The organism is Pseudokineococcus lusitanus, assembly GCF_003751265.1.
GTDB lineage: Bacteria > Actinomycetota > Actinomycetes > Actinomycetales > Quadrisphaeraceae > Pseudokineococcus > Pseudokineococcus lusitanus.
The window spans coordinates 418,571-441,164 of the sequence record NZ_RJKN01000002.1 but is presented as its reverse complement, the minus strand read 5'-3'; the positions used below and the strand labels follow the sequence as shown (position 1 = coordinate 441,164).

19 protein-coding genes are annotated in these 22,594 nt (G+C 77.8%); 10 read left to right on the top strand and 9 right to left on the bottom strand.

Annotated elements, in window-relative coordinates; all coding sequences use genetic code 11:
• Positions 1 to 23: 23 nt before the first annotated feature.
• The 4 genes from EDC03_RS05245 (at position 24) to EDC03_RS05230 (ending at position 3,088) form a co-directional block, all read left to right on the top strand.
• Complete coding sequence (locus EDC03_RS05245; RefSeq protein WP_123379130.1) at positions 24 to 422, top strand: VOC family protein; 399 nt, start codon at positions 24 to 26, stop codon at positions 420 to 422.
• A gap of 515 nt (positions 423 to 937) precedes the next feature.
• On the top strand, positions 938 to 2,086 hold the full coding sequence (locus EDC03_RS05240; RefSeq protein ID WP_123379129.1) for a glycosyltransferase: 1,149 nt from the start codon (positions 938 to 940) through the stop codon (positions 2,084 to 2,086).
• 64 nt (positions 2,087 to 2,150) lie between these two features.
• Positions 2,151 to 2,657, top strand: coding sequence for a macro domain-containing protein (locus EDC03_RS05235; RefSeq protein ID WP_199719948.1), 507 nt, complete (start codon positions 2,151 to 2,153; stop codon positions 2,655 to 2,657).
• An 83-nt stretch (positions 2,658 to 2,740) separates the two neighbouring features.
• Positions 2,741 to 3,088 (top strand): hypothetical protein, encoded by a 348-nt coding sequence (locus tag EDC03_RS05230; protein WP_148058012.1) that lies wholly within the window; start codon positions 2,741 to 2,743, stop codon positions 3,086 to 3,088.
• A gap of 13 nt (positions 3,089 to 3,101) precedes the next feature.
• Here EDC03_RS05230 and EDC03_RS05225 read toward each other — a convergent pair whose 3' ends face one another.
• Positions 3,102 to 3,809 carry a response regulator gene (locus EDC03_RS05225; protein ID WP_123379309.1) on the bottom strand — a complete coding sequence of 236 codons (708 nt, stop codon included), beginning with the start codon at positions 3,807 to 3,809 and terminating at the stop codon, positions 3,102 to 3,104.
• Positions 3,806 to 5,539 (bottom strand): sensor histidine kinase, encoded by a 1,734-nt coding sequence (locus EDC03_RS05220; RefSeq protein ID WP_199719947.1) that lies wholly within the window; start codon positions 5,537 to 5,539, stop codon positions 3,806 to 3,808. Before EDC03_RS05220 ends, EDC03_RS05225 begins: the two co-directional genes overlap by 4 nt.
• Positions 5,540 to 5,679: 140 nt before the next feature.
• On the opposite strand from EDC03_RS05220, the gene EDC03_RS05215 reads away from it, so the two are divergent.
• The gene (locus EDC03_RS05215) at positions 5,680 to 7,122 is read left to right on the top strand and encodes a cation:dicarboxylate symporter family transporter (RefSeq protein WP_123379127.1); all 1,443 of its coding nucleotides are present in this window, start codon (positions 5,680 to 5,682) and stop codon (positions 7,120 to 7,122) included.
• Between the two features lie 62 nt (positions 7,123 to 7,184).
• Here EDC03_RS05215 and EDC03_RS05210 read toward each other — a convergent pair whose 3' ends face one another.
• Complete coding sequence (locus EDC03_RS05210; RefSeq protein ID WP_123379126.1) at positions 7,185 to 7,895, bottom strand: hypothetical protein; 711 nt, start codon at positions 7,893 to 7,895, stop codon at positions 7,185 to 7,187.
• Between the two features lie 180 nt (positions 7,896 to 8,075).
• On the opposite strand from EDC03_RS05210, the gene EDC03_RS05205 reads away from it, so the two are divergent.
• From EDC03_RS05205 to EDC03_RS05195, 3 genes are all read left to right on the top strand, one after another.
• Entirely contained in the window at positions 8,076 to 9,032 is a 957-nt protein-coding gene (locus EDC03_RS05205; RefSeq protein ID WP_158674206.1) for a DUF4349 domain-containing protein, read from the top strand.
• A gap of 201 nt (positions 9,033 to 9,233) precedes the next feature.
• Positions 9,234 to 10,082, top strand: a complete 849-nt coding sequence (locus EDC03_RS05200; protein WP_123379124.1) for a CPBP family intramembrane glutamic endopeptidase — start codon at positions 9,234 to 9,236, stop codon at positions 10,080 to 10,082.
• A gap of 122 nt (positions 10,083 to 10,204) precedes the next feature.
• Positions 10,205 to 11,977 carry a putative bifunctional diguanylate cyclase/phosphodiesterase gene (locus EDC03_RS05195; protein WP_123379123.1) on the top strand — a complete coding sequence of 591 codons (1,773 nt, stop codon included), beginning with the start codon at positions 10,205 to 10,207 and terminating at the stop codon, positions 11,975 to 11,977.
• Positions 11,978 to 12,016: 39 nt separating this feature from the next.
• Here the strand turns inward: EDC03_RS05195 and EDC03_RS05190 are convergent, their stop codons facing one another.
• From EDC03_RS05190 to EDC03_RS05175, 4 genes are all read right to left on the bottom strand, one after another.
• Complete coding sequence (locus tag EDC03_RS05190) at positions 12,017 to 14,122, bottom strand: SpoIIE family protein phosphatase (protein WP_123379122.1); 2,106 nt, start codon at positions 14,120 to 14,122, stop codon at positions 12,017 to 12,019.
• Between the two features lie 9 nt (positions 14,123 to 14,131).
• On the bottom strand, positions 14,132 to 15,157 hold the full coding sequence (pheA, locus tag EDC03_RS05185; RefSeq protein WP_123379121.1) for a prephenate dehydratase: 1,026 nt from the start codon (positions 15,155 to 15,157) through the stop codon (positions 14,132 to 14,134).
• Positions 15,154 to 16,800 (bottom strand): flotillin family protein, encoded by a 1,647-nt coding sequence (locus EDC03_RS05180; RefSeq protein ID WP_123379120.1) that lies wholly within the window; start codon positions 16,798 to 16,800, stop codon positions 15,154 to 15,156. The genes pheA and EDC03_RS05180 overlap by 4 nt, the downstream gene beginning before the upstream one ends.
• 166 nt (positions 16,801 to 16,966) lie before the next feature.
• Positions 16,967 to 17,458 carry a MarR family winged helix-turn-helix transcriptional regulator gene (locus tag EDC03_RS05175; RefSeq protein WP_123379119.1) on the bottom strand — a complete coding sequence of 164 codons (492 nt, stop codon included), beginning with the start codon at positions 17,456 to 17,458 and terminating at the stop codon, positions 16,967 to 16,969.
• A 62-nt stretch (positions 17,459 to 17,520) separates the two neighbouring features.
• Between EDC03_RS05175 and EDC03_RS05170 the strand changes: the two genes are divergently transcribed.
• A complete protein-coding gene (locus EDC03_RS05170; protein ID WP_123379118.1) occupies positions 17,521 to 18,360 on the top strand; it encodes a tryptophan-rich sensory protein in 840 nt (279 codons plus the stop codon).
• Positions 18,361 to 18,398: 38 nt separating this feature from the next.
• On the opposite strand, the gene EDC03_RS05165 is transcribed toward EDC03_RS05170, so the two are convergent.
• Positions 18,399 to 18,995 (bottom strand): TMEM165/GDT1 family protein, encoded by a 597-nt coding sequence (locus EDC03_RS05165; protein ID WP_123379307.1) that lies wholly within the window; start codon positions 18,993 to 18,995, stop codon positions 18,399 to 18,401.
• A gap of 370 nt (positions 18,996 to 19,365) precedes the next feature.
• Between EDC03_RS05165 and EDC03_RS05160 the strand changes: the two genes are divergently transcribed.
• On the top strand, positions 19,366 to 21,690 hold the full coding sequence (locus EDC03_RS05160) for a hypothetical protein (RefSeq protein WP_123379117.1): 2,325 nt from the start codon (positions 19,366 to 19,368) through the stop codon (positions 21,688 to 21,690).
• A 127-nt stretch (positions 21,691 to 21,817) separates the two neighbouring features.
• On the opposite strand, the gene EDC03_RS05155 is transcribed toward EDC03_RS05160, so the two are convergent.
• Entirely contained in the window at positions 21,818 to 22,567 is a 750-nt protein-coding gene (locus EDC03_RS05155) for a glycosyltransferase family 2 protein (RefSeq protein ID WP_199719946.1), read from the bottom strand.
• Positions 22,568 to 22,594: the final 27 nt, after the last annotated feature.

The following is a 22,594-nucleotide window of genomic DNA, read 5'->3' as shown; positions in this document are numbered from 1 at the left end:
CGCCGGTCGGCCAGGCTCGGGGGATGGACGCACCTCTCCGCCTCAACGCCACCGTCCTCGGTGCCCCGGACCCCCGTGCGCTCGCGGCGTACTACCGCGAGCTGCTGGGGCTGACGCCCGGCACGGACGAGCCGGACTGGGTGACGCTCAGGGCGCCGGACGGCGGTGCCGGGCTGTCGTTCCAGCGGGAGCCCGACCACGTCCCGCCCGTCTGGCCGCAGGGGCCGGGCGACCAGCAGATGCAGCTGCACCTCGACGTCGAGGTGGCGGTCCCGGACGGGACGACGCCGGCCGCGGCCCTCGCGGCCGCGGCGGACCGCGCCGTCGCGCTCGGGGGCCGGCTGCCCGAGCACCAGCCGCAGGAGGACGTCCGCGTGGTGCTGGACCCGGCGGGCCACCCCTTCTGCCTCTACCTCGGGTGACGGGCGGCGACCGGGGAGCGTGCGGTCCGGCTGAGGGCCCTGCGGCCGTGCAGGGCGTTCCCCGGTCGCCCTTCGGCCGGTCACGGCGTTCCCCCGTCGGTCCCGGCGGGCTGGGGCGCCTCGCCGTGGGGCGTCGGCGGCGTCCGGGGAGCGTGCGGTCCGGTGGAGCGTCGATTGGGGAGCGTGCGGTCCGGCTGAGGGCCCTGCGGCCGTGCAGGGCGTTCCCCAATCGGTCTCGGCGGGCTGGTGAGCCTCGCCGTGGGGCGTCGGCGGCGTCCGGGGAGCGTGCGGTCCGGTGGAGCGTCGACTGGGGAGCGTGCGGTCCGGCCGAGAGACCTCCAGCCGTGCCGGGCGTTCCCCGGACGCCGCGCGACCGTGCACAGCGCTCCCCGGTCGGACGGCGGCGGCTCCCCGCCGGGCGACGTCGACCCGACGCCGCCCGCGGGCGTGCCGCCGCGCCCTAGGGTCGACCACCGGTCGGCGCGACGGCGTGCCGGCACCACGGGGGTGGAGCGGTGCAGCAGCAGGACGGGTCGGCCGGGTCGGTCGTCGTGTGGCGGGACGACGTCCTGCCGGCGTCGGAGACGTTCGTCGCCGGGCAGGTGGGGGCGATGCGGCGGTGGCATCCCGTCGTCGCCGGGCTCTACCGGACGCCCAGCGTCCTCGACGTGCGGCCCGAGCTGGTGCTCTCGCCGTCGGCCCGCTGGGCGGCGCCCTACCGGCGATGGGTCCGGCGCAGCGGCCGCAGCCGGCGCCTCGACGCCCTGCTGCGCCGTCCCGACGTCCGGGTCGTGCACGCCCACTTCGGCCGGGACGCCCAGCTCGTCGCGCCCGCGGCCGCGCGGGCCCGGCGGCCGCTCGTCGTCACGCTCCACGGCTACGACGTCACGCAGCTGCCGCGGCACCCGCGGACCGGCCCGGCCTACCGGGCGGGGCTGCGCCGGCTCTTCGACCAGGCGGCGGCCGTCGTCGTCGTGTCGGACTTCGTCCGCGAGCAGGTGCTGGCCCTGGGGGCCCACGCCGACCGGCTCGTGCGGCTGCCCACCGGGATCGACCCGGGCCCGGCGGCGCCGCCCGCCCCGCCGGTGCGGCGGGTGCTCTTCGTCGGCCGCCTCGTGGAGAAGAAGGGCGTCGCCGACCTCCTCGAGGCGGTCGCGGCGCTGCCCGGCGACCTGCGCGGCACGCCCGTGGAGATCTGCGGCGACGGTCCGCTCCGCGAGGACCTCGAGCGCCGCGCGGCCGAGCTCGGCCTCACCGTCGAGTTCCGCGGCCACCTCACGCCCGCCCAGCTCGCGGCGACGTACCGCGGCGGCGGCGTCTTCTGCGGGCCCTCGCGCAGCAGCGCGGCCGGCGACGCCGAGGGCCTCGGCACCGTCTTCCTCGAGGCCGCGGCGGCCGGGCTGCCCGTCGTCTCCTACCGGCACGGCGGCGTCCCGGAGGCCGTCGAGGACGGCGTCACCGGCCACCTCGTGCCCGAGGGCGACGTCCCGGCGCTGTCCCGCGCGCTCGGCGCCGTCATGGCCGACGGCGCCCCCGCGCAGGAGATGGGGCTGGCGGGGCGCCGCATGGTCGAGCGCGACTTCGACCTCGCCCGCCAGACCGCCCGGCTCGAGGAGCTCTACGACCGGGTGGCCGCCGGCCGCCCCGTGGCCGCCCGCCGCTGACCCGCCGACGGCGCCGTCGGGACGTCCGCCCCCGGCGGGCCCGCGGCCCGCGCACCATGGGCGCGTGCGCATCGAGGTGGTCGCAGGCACGTCGGGCGACGTCACCCGCCAGCCGGTCGACGCCGTCGTCACGGCGGCCAACCGGGCGCTGAGGGGCGGCGGCGGGGTCGACGCCGCGGTCCACGGCGCCGCCGGGCCCGAGCTCCTCACGGCGAGCCGCGCGCTGGCGCCCTGCCCCACGGGCTCGGCGGTCGTGACCCCGGCGTTCGACCTCGCGCCCGTGCGCTGGGTCGTCCACGCCGTCGGCCCCCGCTGGTCGGGCCGGCCGGAGGACCCGGTGCTCCTGGCCTCGGCGTACACGGCGTCGCTCGCGCGGGCGGACGAGGTGGGCGCCACGTCGGTGGCCTTCCCGTCGATCTCCACCGGCGTCTACGGCTACCCGGCGCCGGAGGCCGCCCGCGTCTCGGTCGGCGCCCTCCGTGCCGCCCGGACCCGCGTCGAGCTGGCCCTGCTCGTCGCCCGCACGGAGGAGCAGGCGGGCCTGTGGGAGGGGGCCCTCGCCGAGGGCTGACCCCGGCCGCCCTGCCCCGCCGTCGTCCACCGACCGGGGGAGCGGCCGTGCGATCACTCGAACGTCTGTGCGAACCTTCCGTCGTGGGCGGAGGGTGGTCGAGCAGCAGGGCGGCCGCCTTCCGCCGATCCATGGCCGACCAGCACGAGCAGTCGGCCGCCGCGCCCGACGAGGCCGACGGGGCTGACGGGGCTGACAGGGCCGACGGGGGAGCGCCCGGCGCCACGCCCCGGCGCTCGCCGCGCGGCACGCACTGCTGGGTGCTCATGCCCGACGTCGAGCCGATGCCCGGCGTCGTCGCGGGCTGGCGGCGCGACGAGCAGGGCGCGTGGCAGGCCCGCGTCGCCTACGCGCTGGGGGACGACGGCACGGGCGGCGTCGTCATGGGGTGGCTGCCCGCGTCGTGCCTGCGGCCGCTGCACGCCCCCTGAGCCGGCCCGGGGGTCAGCCGGTCCAGCGGTACTCGAGCTCGGGGCGCCCCGTCCCGCCGTAGCGCGGTCGGCGGTCGGCCGTCCCCTGGCCCACGAGGTGCTCGAGGTAGCGGCGCGCGGTGACCCGGCCGACCCCCACGGCGGACGCGACCTCCCCGGCCGAGGACGGCGCGGCACGCACCACCTCGGCCACCGCGGTGAGGGTCTCGGGGGACAGCCCGCCCGGCCGGCCAGTGGTGGCGCCGCGCGGCGCCAGGTGCCCCCCGACCGCCCGGTCGACCTCCTCCTGCGACAGCGCGGTGCCGTCGTCGGACCGCGCGGCGCGGGCGGCCGCGTACTGCTCGAGCCGCTCCCGCAGCGCCGCCCCGGCGAAGGGCTTGAGCAGGTAGCCGACGACGCCGAGCGACGTTGCCGCCCGCACTGTCGACAGCTCGCGCGCCGACGTGACGGCGAGGACGTCGGTCCACCGCCCGGCCGCCCGCAGCGCCCGGACGACGTCGAGGCCCGGCCGGTCCGGCAGGTGCATGTCGAGCAGGACGAGGTCCACGGGCTCGCCGTCGATCTCGTCCGCGGCCCGCAGCCGGCGCAGCGCCTCCGCGGCGGTCGCGGCGGGCGGCAGGGCCCGGAAGCCGGGCGTCGCGTCGACGTGGGTGCGGTGGGCCGCCGCGGCCACCGGCTCGTCCTCGACGACGAGGACGACGAGGTCGCGCCGGCCGGTCACGGCGCGCCCACGACGGCGTCGGCCCGCCCGGCGCCCGACGGGCCGGGCCCGGCGGGGAGCCGGACGGCGAAGCACGCCCCGCCGAGGTCGGAGCGGGAGACGTCGATCCGGCCGCCGAGGCGGTCCACCGCCTGGCCCACGAGCGCGAGCCCCAGCCCCCGCCCGTGCAGCCGGCCGCCGTCGCCCTTCGTCGACCAGCCGCGGCGGAAGGCCCGCTCGGCGTCCTCCGGGGCGAGGCCGGCGCCCGAGTCGGACACTTCGACGACCACCCCGTCGTCGTCGGCCCGCAGCACCACCTCGACGAGCGCGTCGCCCCCGCCGGCCGCGTCGCGTGCCGCCGCCGCGGCGTCGACGGCGTTGTCGGTGAGGTTGCCGAGCACCGTGAGGACGTCGCGCACCGGCGTCCCCGTGCGGTCGAGCGCCCCCTCGTCGAGGCGGCTCTGCCCGGCGACGACGACGTCCACGCCGCGCTCGGCGGCCCGGGCGCTCGCGCCCAGCAGGAGGGCGGCGACGACGGGCTCGGCGACGGCGCCCACCACCTGGTCGGTGAGGGCCTGCGCGGCCGCGAGCTCGTCCACGGCCAGCTCCACCGCCTCCCGCGAGCGGCCCATCTCGACGAGCTGGACGACGGTGTGGAGCCGGTTGGCCTGCTCGTGCGCCTGGCTGCGCAGCGCCTCGGCGAGCGAGCGGGTGGTCTCCAGCTCGTCGGAGAGGGCGAGGAGGTCGGTGCGGTCGCGCAGCGTCATGACGCGGCCGGCGTCGTGCGCGGGCGCGGCGCCCGCGCCGGACGGCGCCCGCGCGTCACGGACCGAGGCCACGAGGACCCGCGACGCGGTGAGGACGACCTCGTCGGCGACGTCGTCGTCGCCGCGCAGCAGGCGCACGAGGCCGGGCGGCAGGCCGAGGTCGTCGACGGGCCGCCCGACGACGTCGTCCGGCAGGTCCAGCAGCGCGCGGGCCTCCTCGTTGAGCAGCTGCACGCGCCCGTCGGCGTCCACGAGCAGCAGGCCCTCGCGGACCGAGCGGAGGACGGCGTCGTAGTAGGTGACCATCCGCGCCAGCTCGGGCCCGGCGAGCCCCAGCGTGAGGCGCCGCGCCCGCCGCGCGACGAGGTACGAGCCGCCCAGCGCGAGCGCGAGGACGCCGGCGCCCGCGAGGAGGACGAGGCGCAGGCCGTCGGCGGCGTCCTCGCCGACCGACGTGACGCTGATGCCGGTGGCGACGAGCGCGACGACGTCGCCGCCCTCGACGACGGGCACGACCGCGCGCACCGACGGCCCGAGCGTGCCGGTGTACGTCTCGACGACGCGGCCGCCGGCGAGCGCGGCGTCGCGGCTGCCGATGTAGGTGCGGCCGATCTGGCCCCGGTCCGGGTGGGTCCACCGCGTCCCGTCCGTCGCCATGACGACGACGAAGCTCGTGCCCGTGTCGCGGCGGACCCGCTCGACGAAGGGCTGCAGCCGCGCGCTGCGGGCGGCCACGTCGAGGTCGGCGTCGACCGCGACCTCGCGCACCTCGGGGGAGTCGGCGACGGAGACGGCCACCGCCTCGGCGCGCTCGCCGGCACCGTCGCGGGCGTCCGCCCGGACGTCGACGGTGGCCAGCACCGCGGCGACGACGACGAGCGCGACGACGAGGGCCACCTGCCACCACATGAGCGAGGCCGCGACGCTCCGGGGCCGGCCGGCGGGACGACGTCGTCCCCCGCGCCCCGTCGTCGTCACCGCCACGGCGGAAGTGTCGCCGCTGCGTCGCCGTCGCGTCGACGCAAGGAACGCAAGGCTGCGCGGCGGGCCGGGCGGCCCCACGATGCTGCGCGGGCACCGCTGCCCTGAGCGGTGCAGACCGCAGATCTCGACGAGGAGATGGCATGAGCGCCCAGCCGCCGCCGCAGAGCCCCCAGGAGACGCCGACCGCGGCGCCCGCCAAGAAGGACCGCAGCCACTGGCTGTACATCAGCGTGATCATCGCCGTGGTGGCCGGTGCCGCCGTCGGGCTGCTGTCGCCCTCGGCCGGCGTGGCCCTCAAGCCCATCGGCTCGGCCTTCGTCGACCTCGTGAAGATGATGATCTCGCCGGTCATCTTCTGCACGATCGTCCTCGGCATCGGCTCGATCCGCGCCGCCGCGCAGGTCGGCCGCGTCGGCGGCCTGGCCCTCGGCTACTTCATCGGGATGTCGACGTTCGCGCTGGCCATCGGCCTCGTCGTCGGCAACCTCGTCCAGCCGGGCGCGGACATCAACTACTCCGGCTCCAGCTACGACTACGAGGCCCCGGAGTCGGAGGGCGACGGCCCCGGCGGCACGCTCGGCTTCGTCCTGTCGATCATCCCGACGACGCTCGTCTCCCCGCTCGTCGGCGAGTCGGTCCTCTCGACCCTCTTCGTCGCGATCCTCGTCGGCTTCGCCGTCCAGGCCCTCGGCCAGACCGGCGAGGCGGCCCTGCGCGGCGTCGCGGTCTTCCAGAAGGTCGTCTTCAAGGTCCTCGCGATGATCATGTGGGTCGCGCCGGTCGGGGCCTTCGGCGCCATCGCCGGTGTCGTCGGCGAGACCGGCTGGAGCGCCATCCGCGGGCTCCTGCTCGTCATGCTCGCGTTCTACGTGACCTGCGCGCTCTTCATCTTCGTCGTCCTCGGCACGCTGCTGCGGCTCGTCGCCGGCATCTCGATCTTCACGCTGCTGAAGTACCTCGGCCGCGAGCTGCTGCTCATCGTCGCGACCTCGTCCTCCGAGACGGCGCTGCCCCGCCTCATCGCCAAGATGGAGCACGTCGGCGTCGACCGCTCGGTCGTCGGCATCACCGTCCCCGTCGGGTACTCGTTCAACCTCGACGGCACGGCGATCTACCTGACGATGGCCTCGCTCTTCATCGCCGAGGCGTCGGGCGCGCCCTTCAGCATCGGCCAGCAGATCTCCCTGCTCGTCTTCATGATCATCGCCTCGAAGGGCGCGGCGGGCGTCACCGGCGCCGGCCTCGCGACGCTGGCCGGCGGGCTGCAGAGCCACCGCCCCGACCTCGTGGACGGCGTCGGCCTCATCGTCGGCATCGACCGCTTCATGTCCGAGGCCCGCGCCCTCACCAACTTCTCCGGCAACGCCGTGGCCACCGTGCTCATCGGCCACTGGACGAAGGCGCTCGACCGGGCGCAGATGCAGCGCGTCCTCTCGGGCGACGACCCGTTCGACGAGTCGACGATGGTCGACGACCACCACGGCCCGGCGGCGAAGCCCAGCGCCGACCCGGTCGGCGTGACGAACGCCAGCACGCCCGAGGGCGGCACCCCGGACCACCTGGAGAGCAGCGGCCGCCGCTGACCTCTCCCGCCCGGCCCGACGACGCCCGTCCCCGCGAGGGGGCGGGCGTCGTCGCGTCGGGGTCAGACCCGGAGGGCGGGCGAGGTCCGGCCGAAGATCTTGGCCCCCGTGGAGGCCCGGGCCTGGTAGGTCTCGACGCCGACGTCCCGGAGCACGAAGTCGCCGCACCCGCCCGCGTCCATCTGGTGCGTCTTGACGTACTCCCACGTCACCCCGTCGGCGCCCAGCCGCTGGACGACGAGGTCGCGCACCCACGGGACGAAAGCGTCGCGGCGGCCGTTGTAGTAGGCGGCGCAGAGCCGGAAGGTGACGTCCTCGCCGTCCCGGACCCCGGTGAGGCGGACGCGCGAGCCGAAGCCGACGGTGGTGGGCGAGGCCTCGAAGATGCTGTACGTCCCCGGGAGTCGGGTACGGACCTGGTACGGGCCCGGCGGCACCACCTGGTCGTCGAAGCGCCAGACGACGACGTCGTCCGCGGCCGTCCACCGTGAGCCTCCGAAGGACGGGCCGGTCCGGTCGTACTCGCTGTAGACGACGACGTCCCCCCGTGGAGCCGCGCACGGGTTGCTCAGGGGCATCGCCACCTCGACGACGGGCCGGTCGATGCTGACGGAGCGCGGGACGGTGGCCTCGGGGGCGCAGCCGGGGTCGTCCGTGGCCGCCGCGGGGACGGTGTCGTCCGTCGGCGGGGCGGCGGAGGCGGGCGGCACGAGCCCCGCCGCGAGGGCGAGGGTGGTGGCGAGGAGCAGGGAGCGCAGGGGGCGGGGGGTCATGGCGGCCTTCGGGCCGACGGGGGTGGGGCGGCCACGGTAGGACTGCGTCGGTGCCCGGCGTGCCCCTTTCGTGCGGCTCGCGCCCGCGCCCGCACGCCGTCCTCGGCGCCCCGGAACCCGCGGGACCGCCCCTTGCGTCCCACGGCCCCGGCAGGCCGCCGGGCCGACGAGGAGGCAGCCGTGAGCGACGCGACCCCAGCCCCGACCCCCACCGCCCCCCGGCCCCGCCGGGCCCCGCGGGCCCTGGCCGCCGCGGGCCTCGTGGCGGCCCTCCTCGCCCTGGCGGCGTGCACGGGGGCGGCGAACGAGCAGGGCGGCGACGGCGGCGGGGGCTCCGCCGCCTCCGGGGCCGACCTGGCCTACGACGCCGAGGGTGACGCCGCCGCGGCCGCCGACGCCGCCCCGACCGCCGACCCGGCCCGCGTCGTCGGCGCCGACCTCCCCGGCGAGCGCGCGGTCGTGACGACGGGCGGCGTGCAGGTCCTCGTCGACGACGTCCGCGCGGCGGCCGACGCGGCGGCCGTGCTGGCCACCGGCTCCGGCGGGCTCGTGGCCGAGAGCTCCTCGAGCGGCGGCGCCGGGGAGCCCGGCGGGGAGCCGGCCACCGCGACCCTCACCCTGCGCGTCCCGTCCGACCGCTTCGCCGAGGTGCTCGCCGGCGTCGAGGGCCTCGGCGAGGCGACGTCGCGCACGACCTCCTCGACCGACGTCACGGCCGAGGTCGCCGACGTCGCCAGTCGCGTGGACTCGGCCGAGGCCGTCCTCGCCGGCTTCCGCGCCCGGCTCCCCGAGGCCACCGACGTCGAGGACGTCATCGCCCTGGAGCGCGAGCTGGCCGCGCGCCAGGCCGACCTCGAGGCGCTGCAGGCCCGGCAGCGCGTGCTCGCCGACCAGACCTCCCTCGCCACCCTCGACGTCGCGCTGGCCGAGGAGGCCGCGGCCCTGCCGGTCGAGCCGGTCGCGGCGGGCGGCTTCACCGGCGGGCTCGGCGCCGGGTGGGACGCGCTGGTCGCCGTCGTCCGCGTGGCCGCCGTCGTCGTCGGGGCGGCCCTGCCCTTCGCCGCGGTGGCCGCCCTCGTCGTCGTCCCGCTCGTCGTGCTGCGCCGCCGTCGCGGCGCCCGCCCGTCCGAGGCCTGACGCCCCACCCCACCGCGACGTGCGGCCATGTCGCGTCGGTGAGGCCCGCCCCGCCCGCGTCATGGCCGCACGTCGTGAGGGGGAGGGGCGGGTGACGGGGCGGGCGCGCGCCTCGACGGCGAGCGGAGGACGGCCGCGCGCACAGCGGGCTCCCAGCGGGGCGCGGGCGGGCGGTCGGGGACGCGGCCTACTCTCCGGCGCATGACGGCGGGGCAGGGCGTGCAGCCGGGGCGCGGGCCCGACGCGGGGACCGGGGCGGGGGGGCCGCTGCTCCTCGACGCGCTGCCCGACGCCGTCCGCCGCGCGCGGCTGCGGTGGGAGATCGGGCTGGTGCTCGCGCTGAGCCTGGGGGCGTCGGGCGTGTACGCCGTCGTCAGCCTCGTCGGCTCGCTGACGCGGGGGCCGATCGGCGAGGCGACGGCCACGCTCAACGCCTCGCGCAGCGAGCGACCCTGGTTCGACCTCACCTACCAGCTGCTCGGCACGGCGACGGCGCTCGTCCCCGTCCTCCTCGCGCTCGCCCTGCTCGGGTGGAGCGCCGGCGGGACCGTCCGCTCGGCCGCCCACCGGCTCGGGCTCGACCTCCGCCGGCCCGGGCACGACCTCCTCGCGGGGCTCGGGCTCGCGGCGCTCATCGGGGTCCCCGGGCTCGGCCTCTACCTCGCCGGCCGCGCACTGGGCGTCACCGCCTCCGTGGACCCCGCGGCGCTCGACACGTACTGGTGGACGGTGCCCGTGCTCCTGCTCGCCGCGGCGAAGAACGCCGTGCTCGAGGAGGTGCTCGTCGTCGGCTGGCTGCTCACACGGCTCCGCGACCTGCGCTGGGGCGCCGTGGCCGCCGTCGTCGTCAGCTCGCTCCTGCGCGGCAGCTACCACCTGTACCAGGGCTTCGGCCCCTTCGTCGGCAACGTCGTCATGGGCGTCGTCTTCGCCCTCGTCTACCGCCGCACGGGCCGCGTCATGCCCCTCGTCGTGGCCCACTTCCTCATCGACGCCGTCGCCTTCGTCGGGTACGCAGCGCTGCGTCCCTGGCTGGAAGGCCTGCTCTGAGCCGGGAGGGTGCTCCGAACGGGTGACGTGGCGCCCGCCGGCGCGTCGATCCGGCCATCACCCTCAGGTGTCTTCACCTACTACCGGTGACGGAAGCGGCCTTCTGGCCGCAGGATGTCCCCGTGACCGTCCCGCCGCCGTCTCCCCTGACCCCGGAGGCGCCCACGACCGAGGTGGCCGGCGCACGTCCCGGCCCGGTGGTCGTCGTCCTCGCCGGCGTCGTGCTGCTCGTCGGCAGCGCGTGCTCGGTCGCCTCCGTGCTGCGTCCCGCCCCGGGCCAGACGCCGTCCGTCCTCCTCCTCGTCGCCGCCGTGGCCGCCGTCGGCGGGGCCGCGCTGCTCCTGCGCCGGGCCGTCGTGTCGTGGCGGGTGCTGCACCTCGGCGTCGTCGCCGGCGAGGTCCTCCTCGTCGTCTCGGCCGTGGACGCCGTGGCCGACCCGCACCGCCTCGTGGCCGTCCTCTCGCTGCTGGTCCTCGGCGTCCTCCCCTCGGCCTTCCTCCTGCGCCCCGTCCCGGCCGCGCTCCACCTCGCGGCGGTCCTGCTCGTCGTCGCGACGCTGACGCTCGGCCGGCCGGGGGAGGCCCTCGCCGTCGAGGGCCTCTACCTCGCGGTCATGCTCGTGGCCGTCTCCGTCCTCGGCGTCGTCGTCAGCCGGGCCGCCGCCCGCGCGGACGTCGACGAGCTGACGGGCCTGCCGAACCGCCGGGCCCTCGACCGCCGCCTCGACGAGCTCCTCGCCCAGGGGCCGGGAGCCGGCGACGGCGGGCCGGTCGCCCTCGCGATGCTCGACCTCGACGGGTTCAAGGAGGTCAACGACACCCACGGGCACGCCGCGGGCGACGCCCGCCTCGTCGCCGTGGCGCGCCACCTCGAGGTCTCGCTCGGCGGCGGCCTGCTCGCCCGCATCGGCGGCGACGAGTTCGTCTGGGTGGTCGAGGCGACGGAGACCGCGGTGCGGGACCGCCTCGACGCGTCGGCGGCCGCCATGCCGGACGGGCAGGGGCTGTCCTACGGCGTCGCCGTCCTCGACGGCAGCGACTCCGGGGCCACCTGGCGCCAGCGCGCCGACGCCGACCTCTACGACGCCAAGCGCCGTCGCCGCGGCCTCGTGCCGGCCAGCCTCGACACCCCCGAGGCCGAGGAGCTGCTGCGCGCCATCACCGACGGCGAGCTCGTCGTCCGCTACCAGCCCGTCGTCGAGCTGCGGACCGGCCGCCTCGCCGGCGTGGAGGCGCTCGTGCGGTGGCAGCACCCCGAGCGCGGGCTGCTCGCGCCCGACACCTTCCTGCCGCTCGCCGAGGCCACCGGGGTCGTCGACCTTCTCGGCGCCCGCGTCCTGCGGGCCGCCTGCCACGAGGTCAAGGCGTGGCAGGACCGCACCGGGTGCCGCGCGAGCGTGGCCGTCAACGTCTCCGGCGCCGAGCTCGCCTCCGCGGCCTACCCGGCCCGCGTGCTCCGGGCCCTCGACGACAGCGGTCTGGCGCCCTCCGACCTCGTCCTGGAGGTCACCGAGACGGCCTTCATGGACGTCCCCACGATGGACGCCTCCCTCTCGACGCTGCGCCGTTCCGGCGTCCGGATCGCCGTCGACGACTTCGGCACCGGGTGGTCCACGCTCTCGCGGCTCGACCAGCTCCCCGTCGACGTCCTCAAGCTCGACAAGTCCTTCGTCGACCGCGTCGTGCCGGGCGCCGGCTGCACGCCCGTCGTCGACGCCGTCCTCGCCCTCGCACGGGCGCTCGACCTCGAGGTCGTCGCCGAGGGCGTCGAGAGCGCCCACCAGGTGACGGCCCTGCGCGACGCGGGGTGCGACACGGCGCAGGGGTACCACCTGCAGCGCCCGGTGCGGCTCGAGGAGGTCGACGTCTCCCGCGCGGTGCACGCCGCGGCCTGACCCGGCCGGCGGGGCCCCGGGCCGTGCCGGGGGGCGACGTCAGCGGTGGCGGACGATGAGCACGCAGGTGTCGTCGTCGAGGGCGGCGACGTCGTCCACGAGCCCCTCGACGACGAGGTCGCGCAGCGCCGCGGCGTCGGCGTCGGCGGGCGCGGCGCGCAGGACGGCCTCCAGCTGCTCGATGCCCTCGCGCAGCGGCCGGTCGCGGCGCTCCAGCAGTCCGTCCGTGTAGAGCACGAGCGACGAGCCCGGGCGCATCTCCAGCTCGGCCTGCTCCGCCCCCGGGGCGGCGGCGGCCACCCCGATGGGCGTGCTGAGCGCCTGGTCGAGGCGGTGCACGCCCTCGCCCGGGACGAGCATGAGCGGCGGCGGGTGGCCGGCCTTGGCGTAGGAGACGACGCAGCGCCCCTCGTCGTCGGCCTGGATCCGCGCGTAGACGCAGGTGGCGAGGCCGGCCATGCCGAGGCCGCGGACGAGCAGGTCGAGCTGCCGCACGACGGCGCCCGGCTCGTCGCCGCTCCAGGCGTAGGAGCGCAGGACCGAGCGGAGCTGGCCCATGGCGGCGGCGGCTTGGAGGTCGTGGCCCATGACGTCGCCGATGGCGACGCCGACGCCGCCGTCCGGAAGGTCGAGGACGTCGTACCAGTCGCCGCCCACCTCGGCGCCGACCGAGGCCGGCAGGTAGGTGGCGGCGACGTCGAAGCCGTCGAGGTCCGGCAGGTCCGGCAGCAGGCTCCGCTGCAGCGTCAGCGCCGCGGCGTGCTCGCGCTCGTACAGGCGGGCGTTGTCGACGGCGAGGCCGGCGCGCAGCCCGACGTCCGCCATCGTCGTGAGGTCGGCCTGGTTCGGCTCGCGCTCGCCGACGACGAGGCCGAGCACGGCCGTCGTCCGGCCGCGGGCGCGGAGGGGGACGAGGACGACGCGGCCGAGCCGGACCGCCTCGACCGCGCGCGCGGCCTCGGGCTCGAGCCCCTCCGTGCCCTCGGCCGTGCTGAGGTCGATGACGACGGGGCTCGTGACCGAGCCGCTGAGCACGTCGACCAGCTCGGGCGCCCGCTGGAGGACGCCGAGGTCGACCCGCTCCATCGCGGCGGCGTCCTCGACGTGGGCCGGGTCGCCGTGGGCGACGTGGACCCCGACGGCACGGCCCTGGGTGTCGGCCTCGACGACGAAGGCCCAGCCGGCGAGGTCGGGGACGACGAGGCCTGGGAGCGAGGCGAGGGCCTCGTGGCTGTCGAAGCGGCTGGCCAGCGCCTCGCTGACCCGCGAGAGGGCCTCGAGGCGGGCGTTGGCGCGGCGGGCGGCCTCGAGCGCGCGGTCGCGCTCGGCGGCGCCCTCGACGCGCAGCGTGACGTCCGACTGCACGCCGACGTGGTGGGTGAGCCGGCCGTCGGCGTCGAACACCGGGCTGATGACCACCTCGTTCCAGAAGGCGGTGCCGTCGGCACGGTGGTTGAGCAGGACCTCGGTGACCGGCTCGTCGTCGCGCAGCGCCTGCGCGATGCGGGCGACGGCCGCACGGTCCGTCCCCGGCCCCTGGAGGAAGCGGCAGTTCTTCCCGACCACCTGCTCCGAGGTGTACCCGGTGGTCCGCTCGAACGCGGGGTTGACCCAGACGAGCGGGTTGTCCTCGCGGTGGGGGTCGCTGATGCTGAAGGAGAGGTCGCTCGCGAGGACGGCCCGGTGCCGCAGGTCGCTGCTGGCGCGCAGGCCCTCGACGGCGGCCTGCTCCCGCATGGGCAGCATGACGACGAGGGCCCGCGTGGCCAGCGGCGGAGGCGCGTCCGTGAGGGGGATGCCGACGACCCAGAGCGCCTCGCGGGCCTCCGTGGCGTCGGAGCCGCGGGCCGCCGAGACGGCCTCGCCGGCCACGGGCTCGCCGGCGGCGACGCGCTGCAGCGGGGCGGAGCTCTCCTCCATCTCCTCGCCGGAGGCGTCGCGCAGGCCCGCGGCGCGCGACCAGTCGCCGATGGCGGCGGGCAGCCCGAGGCCGGGCGCGAGCTGCTGCGCCAGGTGGTTGGCGTAGACCACGTCCCCCTGGCCGAGGTCGACGAGGAGGACGGCGGCGGGCGAGTCGAGGACGACGGCCGGGAGCGCCGCGCCGGCGGTCGGCTCGGCCTCGGCCAGCCCGGAGATCTCCGTCACGCGTCGATCCTAAGAGGTGGTCCGCGCGACGGGTCCGTCACCGGCGTGGGAGCCCGCCGGGGGACGACCGGCGCGCACGGCGTCGAGCCACCCGCGGGCGGCGGCGAAGTCGTCGTCGGCCGTGCCGGGCCGGACGACGACGGGGACGGCGTCCGCCCTCGGGTAGGAGCCGAGGAAGCGGACCTGCGCGCACACCCTGTGGAGGCCGAGGAGCGCCTCGGCCACGCGGGCGTCCTCGACGTGGCCCTCCGCGTCGATGGCGAAGCAGTAGCGGCCCAGCGCGTCACCGGTGGGGCGCGACTCGATGCGGGTGAGGTTGACCCCGCGCGAGGAGAACTCCTCGAGGAGGCCGAGCAGCATGCCCGGGTGGTCCGCCGGCTGGAAGGCGATGACCGTCGTGCGGTCGGCGCCCGTGCGGGGGGGCGGCGGGGTGGGTCGCGAGACGACGACGAAGCGCGTCACCGCGCCGGCGGTGTCGCCGACGTCCTCGGCCAGCACCTCGAGGCCGTACCGCTCGGCGGCCACGCGGGCGCACAGCGCGGCCTCGTACGACGGCGCCGGCGCGTCCGGCGCGAGGCCGGCCGCGGCCGCGGCCGTCGACGTGCTCGGCGTGTACCCGGCGTCGGGCAGGTGCTCGGCCAGCCAGCCGCGGCACTGCGCCTGGGCGTGGGAGTGCGTGCTGACGACCCGCACGTCCTCGCGCCGCGTGCCCGGGCGGACGGCGAGGACGAAGGAGACGGGCACGAGGACCTCGGCGACGACCACGAGGGGGTCGCCGCCGGCGAGGCCGTCGAGCGTCGCGGGCACGCCGCCCTCGACGGAGTTCTCCATGGGCACGACGGCGGCGTCGAGCCCGCCGGCCCGCACCGCCGCCAGCGCCGCGTCGACGCTGGCGGCGGGCACGCGCTCGGCCGTCGGCGCGCCCGTCGCGCCGTCCTCGCCCCGCGCGGCGAGCGCGAGGCCGAGGGCGGCGTCGGTGAAGGTGCCCTCGGGGCCGAGGTAGCCGTACCGGCGCGGCCGCGGCCCGCCGGTCACCGACCCCCGCCGGCGGTGTCCCCGGCGGTGTCCCCGGCGGTGTCCCCGGCGGCGGTCTGCTCGCCCTCGTCGCCGGCGCCGAAGCCGCCCGGCGCCACGCCGGCGGCCACGGGCCGCGCCGGGGCGGCCTTCGCGTCGCCCCCGCCGAGGAGGGAGCGCAGGTCGAGCCCGGTGGTGCGCCGGACCGTCTCGAGCGTCTCGTGGAGGTTGCCCGCCACGGAGCGCGAGAGGGCGCCCGCGCCGTCGTTGGAGATGACGGTGAGGTCGTCGATCGAGCCGAGCGGCTCGGCGAGCGCGCGGGCCATCTCGGGGAGGACCTCGACGACCATCTGCAGCCGGGCGGCCTCGCCGTAGCCGGCGAAGGCCGCGGCCAGCTCGCGGCGGGCGGCGGCCTCGGCGCGGCCCTTGGCCTCGGTGGCGGCGGCCTGCGCACGGCCCTTCGCCTCCTCGGCGGCGGCCTCGGACTCGCCCTCGAGACGGCGGGCGTCGGCCTGAGCGGTGCGGCGCGCGAGCTCCGCCTCGGCGGCCAGGCGGACGGCGCGTGCCTCGGACTCGGCGCTGATGGACAGGCGCTGCGCCTCGGCGTCGGCGGTCAGGCGGGTGCGCTCGGCGGCGGCCTTCGCGTCGGCGACGGACGACGCCGCGCGGCCCTCGGCCTCGTACTGGACGGCGCTGCGGCGCGCCTGCGCCTCCTGCTCCGTCTTGTACCGGGCGGCGTCGGCGGGCTTGCGGACGTCGGTGTCGAGCTGGGTCTCGGTGAGGGTGGCCTGCCGCTGCGCCACCCGCTCCTGGACGGTGAGGACCTCCTGGTCCTGGGCCGCCTTGGCCAGCGCGCCGGCGGCCTGCGCCTCGGCCTGCGCGCGGTCGGTGTCGGCGCGGAAGGTGGCCCGGCGCAGGGCCAGGTCGCGCTCGGCCTCGGCGACGAGCTGCTGCGCCGCGGCCTCGCGCTGCGACGCCTCGCGCTGGGCGTCGGCCTCGGCGATGGCGGCGTTGCGGGCGGCCGCGGCGGCCTCGGGGCGGCCGAGGTCGCGCAGGTAGTTGCTGTCGTCGGAGACGTCCTGGATCTGGAAGGTGTCGAGGACGAGGCCCTGGTTGTTGAGCGAGGACACCGACTCGTCGGCGACCTGGCGGGCGAAGGCGGCGCGGTCGCGGATGATCTCGTCGACCGTCAGCGTGCCGACGATGGAGCGCAGCGAGCCGGCGAGGACCTCCTGCGTGAAGGCCTCGATCTCGTCCTGCTGGTGGAGGAAGCGCTGCGCGGCCGCGCGGACGCTCGCCTCGGCGCCGCCGACCTTGACGATGGCGACCGCGTCGAGGTTGAGCCGGATGCCCTGCTGCGAGACGGCGCCGCGGATCTGCACGCGGATCGAGCGGGAGGCGAGCGACAGCGCGTACGCCTGCTCGACGAAGGGCTTGACGAAGACGCCGCCGCCCATGACGACGCGCTGGCCGGACAGGTCCATCGAGGACTCGCCCGTCTCGGGGTTGAGGACGGGGCGCCCGCCCTTGCGCCCGACGACGACGAGCGCCTCCGACGGGTTGGCGATCTTGTAGCGCCGCACCACCGAGATGACGACGATCAGGACGACGAGGACCAGGAGCCCTACGACGACGAGGGTGACGATGCCGGTGGTGATGTCCATGCCTGCTCTTCCGCTCGGGTGCGGCGGTCCCCCGCCCGCGCGCCTCCCCGTGGGCGCACGGGGCGCAGTCTGCCGGTAGGCCGCCCGCCGCGGGCGGCGTCGTCCACCGGTGACCCGGACGTGGGGCGTCGGTGCCCCGACGGGGGCGTCGGCGCCCGCCCCGGCCTCAGGACGCGGGGCCGCCGGCCGCGCGCCGGCTGCGCTCGACGGCGTCGCCCGCCTCGCCGAGGAAGCGCTCGACGAGGGCCAGCTCCTCGTCGGAGTAGCCCGCCAGCACCCTGTCCAGCTCGCGGGCCAGCGGGGTGAAGACGGCGCGGCCGAGGTCGCGGGCCGTGTCGGTCACCTCGACGACGACGCGGCGGCCGTCCTCGGCGCTCCGCGTGCGCCGCACGTGGCCGGCGCGCTCGAGCCGCGCGAGGAGGGCGCTCGTCGCGGGGGAGGACAGGTGCAGGCCGCGGCCGAGGCTGCCGGGGCTGTGCTCCACGCCGCGCGCCTCGCCCTCGACGACGAGGGAGACGGCCGCGAGGTCCGTCGGCGCGCTGCCGTGGGCGGCGCCGACCGCCTCGACGTACCGGTCGCTCTCCGAGGTGAGCCGGCGCAGGCCCGCCAGGACCCGTGCCGCCCGGGGGGAGCGGCGTGCACCCTCGTCGTCGGCCACGGCCCCGCCCTCCCGACCGCTCCGGCGAGCGGTCCCCGGCTCCCCACCGTAGTCTCTCCATCATGGAGACATCGAGGGCGCAGCAGCGCGACCGGGTGAGGCAGTGGGTGCTGCTCGTCAGCGCCGTCGTGGCGGTGGCCGTCTCGACGATCGGGTCGGGCGCCTTCGGCGGGCAGCCCGTGGAGCAGGCGGCGGGAGGGGCGCTCTCGGCGACCTCGACGCTCGTGGCGCCGGCGGGCCCCGCCTTCTCGATCTGGGGCGTCATCTACACGGGCCTCGTGGCGCTGGCGGTCTGGCAGCTCGCCGCCGCGCGCCCGGACTACCCCCGCCAGCGCGCGGCGGGGTGGTGGCTCGTGGCCTCGGCGGTGCTCAACGCGCTGTGGATCACCGTCGTCCAGCTGGGCTCGCTCGTCGGCAGCGTGGTCGTCATCGCCGCGCTCGCCGCGGTGCTCGGCGTCGCGCTCGCGCGGCTGGGCCGCACGCCGCCGCGCACGAGGGTCGAGGCGCTGCTCGTCGACGGCACGACGGGCCTCTACCTCGGCTGGGTGCTCATCGCGACGGTGGCCAACGTCTCGGCGTGGCTCAAGACCGACGTGCTGCCGACGCCCGTCCCGGGCGGGGAGAGCCTGTGGGCGGTGCTCGTCCTCGTCGTGGCCGCGGCGATCGGCGTCGGGATCGCCACGCTGACGGGGCGCCTGGCGCCGACGCTCTCGCTCGCGTGGGGCCTGGCGTGGGTGGCGGTCGGGCGCACGGACCCGAGCGACACGACGGGGCCCGTGCCGGTCGTCGTCGTCGTGGCAGCGGCGGCCGCGCTCGTCGTGCTCGCGGCGGGGGTGCGGGCGGCCGTCCTGCGTCACCGGTCCACCCGTGACGTGGACCGGGCGCGCTCGCGCGTGTCCTGAGCGGTGCGGGCGGCGGGCGACAGCCCGCCGCCCGGGCCTCAGCCGAGCAGGAGGACGTCGGCCAGCAGCCAGAGGCCGATGAGGCAGAACAGCACGCCGGCGCCGATCCGGATCGCCTTCTCGGGCAGCCGCCGGCCGAGGAAGGCGCCGAGGAGGATGGCGAGGGCGTCGGCCGCGACCATGCCGATCGTCGACCCGAGCCAGGTGCCCGCGATCTCGGCGAGGCCGTCGTCGCGGGCGGCGAGGGTGATCGTCGCGAGCATCGTCTTGTCGCCGAGCTCGGCGAGGAGGAAGGCCACGGCCACCGTGACGAAGACCGAGCGGCCGGTGCGCGAGGAGCGCGACTGCTCGTCGTCGTCGAGCGAGTCGCCGCGGAAGGTCCAGAGGCCGAAGCCGATGAAGGCGAGGCCGGCGACCACGGCGATGGCCGTCGTCGGCAGCGCCGCCCCCAGCGCGGCGCCGAGGACCACGGAGACGAGGTGCACGAGGGCGGTCGCCGCGGTGATGGCCGCGATGATCGGCCAGGGCCGGTAGCGGGTGGCGAAGGTCAGCGCCATGAGCTGGGACTTGTCGCCCAGCTCGGCGACGAAGATGACGCCGAAGCCGACGGCTGCGGTGAGGAAGAAGGCGTCCACGGAGGTCCTCCGGGTCGGGCGCAGGCGCCCGGGCGGGAGCGGGGACGCCTCCGACCGAGCGCCGACGGGCGCGTGGTCGAAGGTCTCGCCCACCTGCGCGCGCCTGCCGGCGGGCCCAGGTCCGCGGCACCGGGTGCCTCGTCCGCACTGCTGCGGTCGGGGCGGCCAGTGTGTCGACGCCGCGGTTGGGGGCTACTCCCCTTCGTGAACGGCGCAGACCTTAGCCGACGCGGGGGGCCGTCCGGTCCGCCGTCCACCGGTCGGCCGCACGCCGCCCCCGTCGGCCTCCTCCCGGGGCGCCGCTCCGGCGGGGAGGGCCCGGCCGTCGCGGCACAGGCCTCGTCCAGGGGGCGCCCCTACCCTCGGGGCCGTGCCCGCCGCCCTCGCCCTCGTCCTGGCGCTGCTGGCGGGCCTCGTCGCGGCCCCCGCCGCCGTCGCCGCGACCTCCGCGCCCCGGTCGACGGGCGGCGCGGCCGTCCCCGGCCCGGTCGTCCTCGTCGGCGTCCCAGGGCTGCGGTGGGGCGACGTCACCCCGGTCGACGCGGACGGCGAGCCCCTCGGCGACCTCGCCGAGCACGGCGCGGGCCCCACGGGCACCGTCCAGGCGCCCGCCGGCACGCCCGTCCTCGGGGCGCTGCAGCGCGACGCCGGCCTCGGCGACGTCGCGGTCCGCTCCGTCACCTCCAGCGCCTGCCCCGCCGACGGCTGGCTCGCCGTCTCCGCGGGCTCGCGGGCCCTCGACCCCCGGCCGGGGCTGGAGATTCCCCTGGCCGACGGCGGCACCGCCGAGCCCGACCCGGCCGAGGTGCTCACGCGCTGCTCGCCGCTGACCGAGCCGGTCGACGGCGAGGTCACGCGGTGGGGCACGTACCGCGCCGCCGTCGCCACCCAGGACTACGACGCCCGTCTCGGCCTCCTCGGCGACGCGCTGGCCGCGGCCGGGACGCCCTCGGCGTCCGTGGGCCCGGGGGCCGCCGTGGCCCTCGCCACGACCGACGGCACGCTCGAGGGCCCGCACGAGCGGCGCCCGCCCGAGCCGGCCGCGCTCGGCGAGGCGGTCGAGCGGCTGCTCGACGACGGCGCCCGGCTCCTCGTCGTCGACGCCGGCAGCGTCCTCGCCGACCCGGCGCCCGGCGAGGAGGTGCCCGAGGAGGCGGCGGTGACGAGCGTCGAGCTGCTCGACGCCCGCGTCGGCGCCGTCCTCGACGCCGTCCCCGACGACGCCACGGTCCTCGTGGCGGGCATCGCCGACGCGACCGCGCGCGCCCACCTCGGCGCCTTCGCGGCCGTCGGCCCCGCCCCCGCGGGCGGGGCGTCCGCCACGTACGACGGGACGCTCGTGGGCTCGACCTCGACCCGTCAGGACGGTCTCCTCCAGACCACCGACGTGGCGCCCACGCTGCTCGCCGCGCTCGGCGTCGACGCCCCGGGCGGGCTCGTCGGCGCCCCGGTGCTGCCCGTCGTCACGGGCCTCACCGCGGAGGAGCGCCGCGACTCGGTGCTCGACCTCTCGCTCGCGGCCGTCGAGGTCCGTCCCGTCGTGGGGCCCTTCTTCTACGCCCTGTACGGCGCGCAGGTGCTCCTCTACGGCGCGGCCTTCCTCGGGCTCCGCCGCGGCTGGGGCGGTACGGCGGGCCGCCGCGGCGTGCTCGCGTGGCTGCGCCGGGTGTCCGTCGTCTTCGCGTCCGTCCCGGTCGCCACCGTCCTCGCCGGCCTCGTGCCGTGGTGGCGGTCCGACGTCCCGGGGCTCTCCCTCGTCCTGGCCGTCGGCGCAGGCACGGCGGTCGTCTCGGCGGTGGCGCTCCTCGGGCCCTGGCGCCGGACCCTGCTGGGCCCGGCGGCCGTCGTCGGCGGCGCGACCGCGCTCGTGCTGGCCGCCGACGTCATCACGGGCTCGACGCTGCAGCTGTCCAGCCTCATGGGGCCGAACCCCGTGGTCGCCGGCCGCTTCTACGGCCTCGGCAACCCGCCCTTCGCCCTCTTCTCGACGGGCTTCCTCCTGCTCGCCACGGCGCTGGCGCACGGCCTGCTCACCCGGGACCGGCGGGGCGCCGCGGTCGGCGTCGTCGCCGTCGTCGGCGTGGTCTGCGCCGCGATCAACGGGACGCCCGGCCTCGGCAGCGACTTCGGCGGCCCGCCCGCCATCGTCCCGGCCTTCACGCTCCTCGCCCTCCTCGTGGCGGGGGTGCGGCTCACCGTCGTCCGGGTGCTGGGCGTCGGCGTCGGCACGCTGCTCGTCATGTCGCTCCTCGCGACGCTCGACTACCTGCGGCCGGCGGACCAGCGCACGCACCTGGGCCGCTTCGTCGAGACGGTGCTCGACGGCGGCGCGGTCGGCGTCGTGCAGCGGAAGCTGTCCGCCAACATCGAGGTCCTCACCGGCAACCCGCAGGGGCTCCTCGTGCCGCTCGCGGCGCTGTTCGTGGCCTTCGTCCTCCTGCGGCCCGGGGCGGGCGGCCCGCCGGCCCTGCGCCGCGCCTTCGACCGCAGCCCGACCCTGCGCCACGGCTTCCTCGCCTGGCTCGTGCTCGTGCTCATCGGCTTCGCCGTCAACGACTCCGGCACGTCGATCCCGGCCGTCGCCGCGACGCTCATGGTCCCGCTGCTCACCGCGGCCGGGGTCCGGGCGCTGGAGGACGACGACGCGGCCGCCGAGCGGCGCGAGGGCGTGGCGATCGGGGCGTCGACGCGCTGACCCGCGGGGTGCCGTCCGCCCGGGTCCGACGAGACGTCGCGAGTCCGACGTCGTGCACGTCCGTGAGGGGTCCGGCGGGGCCGGACGTCGGACCCGGCACCCGCCGTCGACCCGACCGTGCGCGGCATCAGCCCCGGACGGCGCCCAGCTGGCCGCGCGCGGCGAGGGCGCGGACGACGTCGCGGTACTGGGCCGCGCGGTGCAGCTGCGCCCGGAGGCCCTTCCCGGAGACGCGGTGGTGCAGGTCGCACGGCACCTCGACGACCCGCAGGCCGGCGCGCAGGAGGTCGACGGTCATCGCCGTCTCCACGCCCCAGCCCGGGGCGAGGGGCCGTGCCGCCTCGAAGGCCGCCCGCGTGAGGCAGCGCATGCCGGACAGGGGCTGGGTGGGCGTCCACCCCGTCGCGCGTTCGATCCCGCGGCGGGCCAGGCCGATGACGAGGCCGCGCCCGCCGCCGGGGCTCTGCTGCGGGGGCAGGACGGCGATGCTCGCGTCCGCCGCGCCGGCCAGCACCGGCACGGCCAGCGCCGCGGTGGCCGCCGCCGTCGCGCCCAGGTCGGCGTCGACGAGCAGCAGCGCGCGCGGCTCGTCGGTCGCCAGCGCCCGGCCCGCGGCGTCGTGGACGACGCCGTCCGGCGGGTCCTCGAGCTCGCGGACGAGCGCGGCGCCGCTCTCGAGCGCCGCCGCCTTGCCGCGGTTGCGGTGGTGGCGGACGACGCGGGCGCCCGCCGCGCGGGCCGTCACGGCCGTGCGGTCGGTGCTGCCGTCGTCGACCACGACGACGACGTCGACCCCCTCGATCCCGAGGGCGGCGCGCACGGTGGCGTCGATCCGCTCCTCCTCGTCCTTGGCGGGGATGACGACGGCGACTCGCACGGGGGGACGGTACCCAGCCCCCGCCGT

What these genes read in the sequence shown, in the direction of transcription:
- EDC03_RS05245 (WP_123379130.1), top strand. Translation starts at nt 24, where the DNA reads ATGGACGCACCTCTCCGCCTCAACGCCACCGTCCTCGGTGCCCCGGAC.
- EDC03_RS05215 (WP_123379127.1), top strand. Translation starts at nt 5,680, where the DNA reads ATGAGCGCCCAGCCGCCGCCGCAGAGCCCCCAGGAGACGCCGACCGCG.
- EDC03_RS05210 (WP_123379126.1), bottom strand. Translation starts at nt 7,895, where the DNA reads ATGACCCCCCGCCCCCTGCGCTCCCTGCTCCTCGCCACCACCCTCGCC.
- EDC03_RS05200 (WP_123379124.1), top strand. Translation starts at nt 9,234, where the DNA reads ATGACGGCGGGGCAGGGCGTGCAGCCGGGGCGCGGGCCCGACGCGGGG.
- EDC03_RS05180 (WP_123379120.1), bottom strand. Translation starts at nt 16,800, where the DNA reads ATGGACATCACCACCGGCATCGTCACCCTCGTCGTCGTAGGGCTCCTG.
- EDC03_RS05170 (WP_123379118.1), top strand. Translation starts at nt 17,521, where the DNA reads ATGGAGACATCGAGGGCGCAGCAGCGCGACCGGGTGAGGCAGTGGGTG.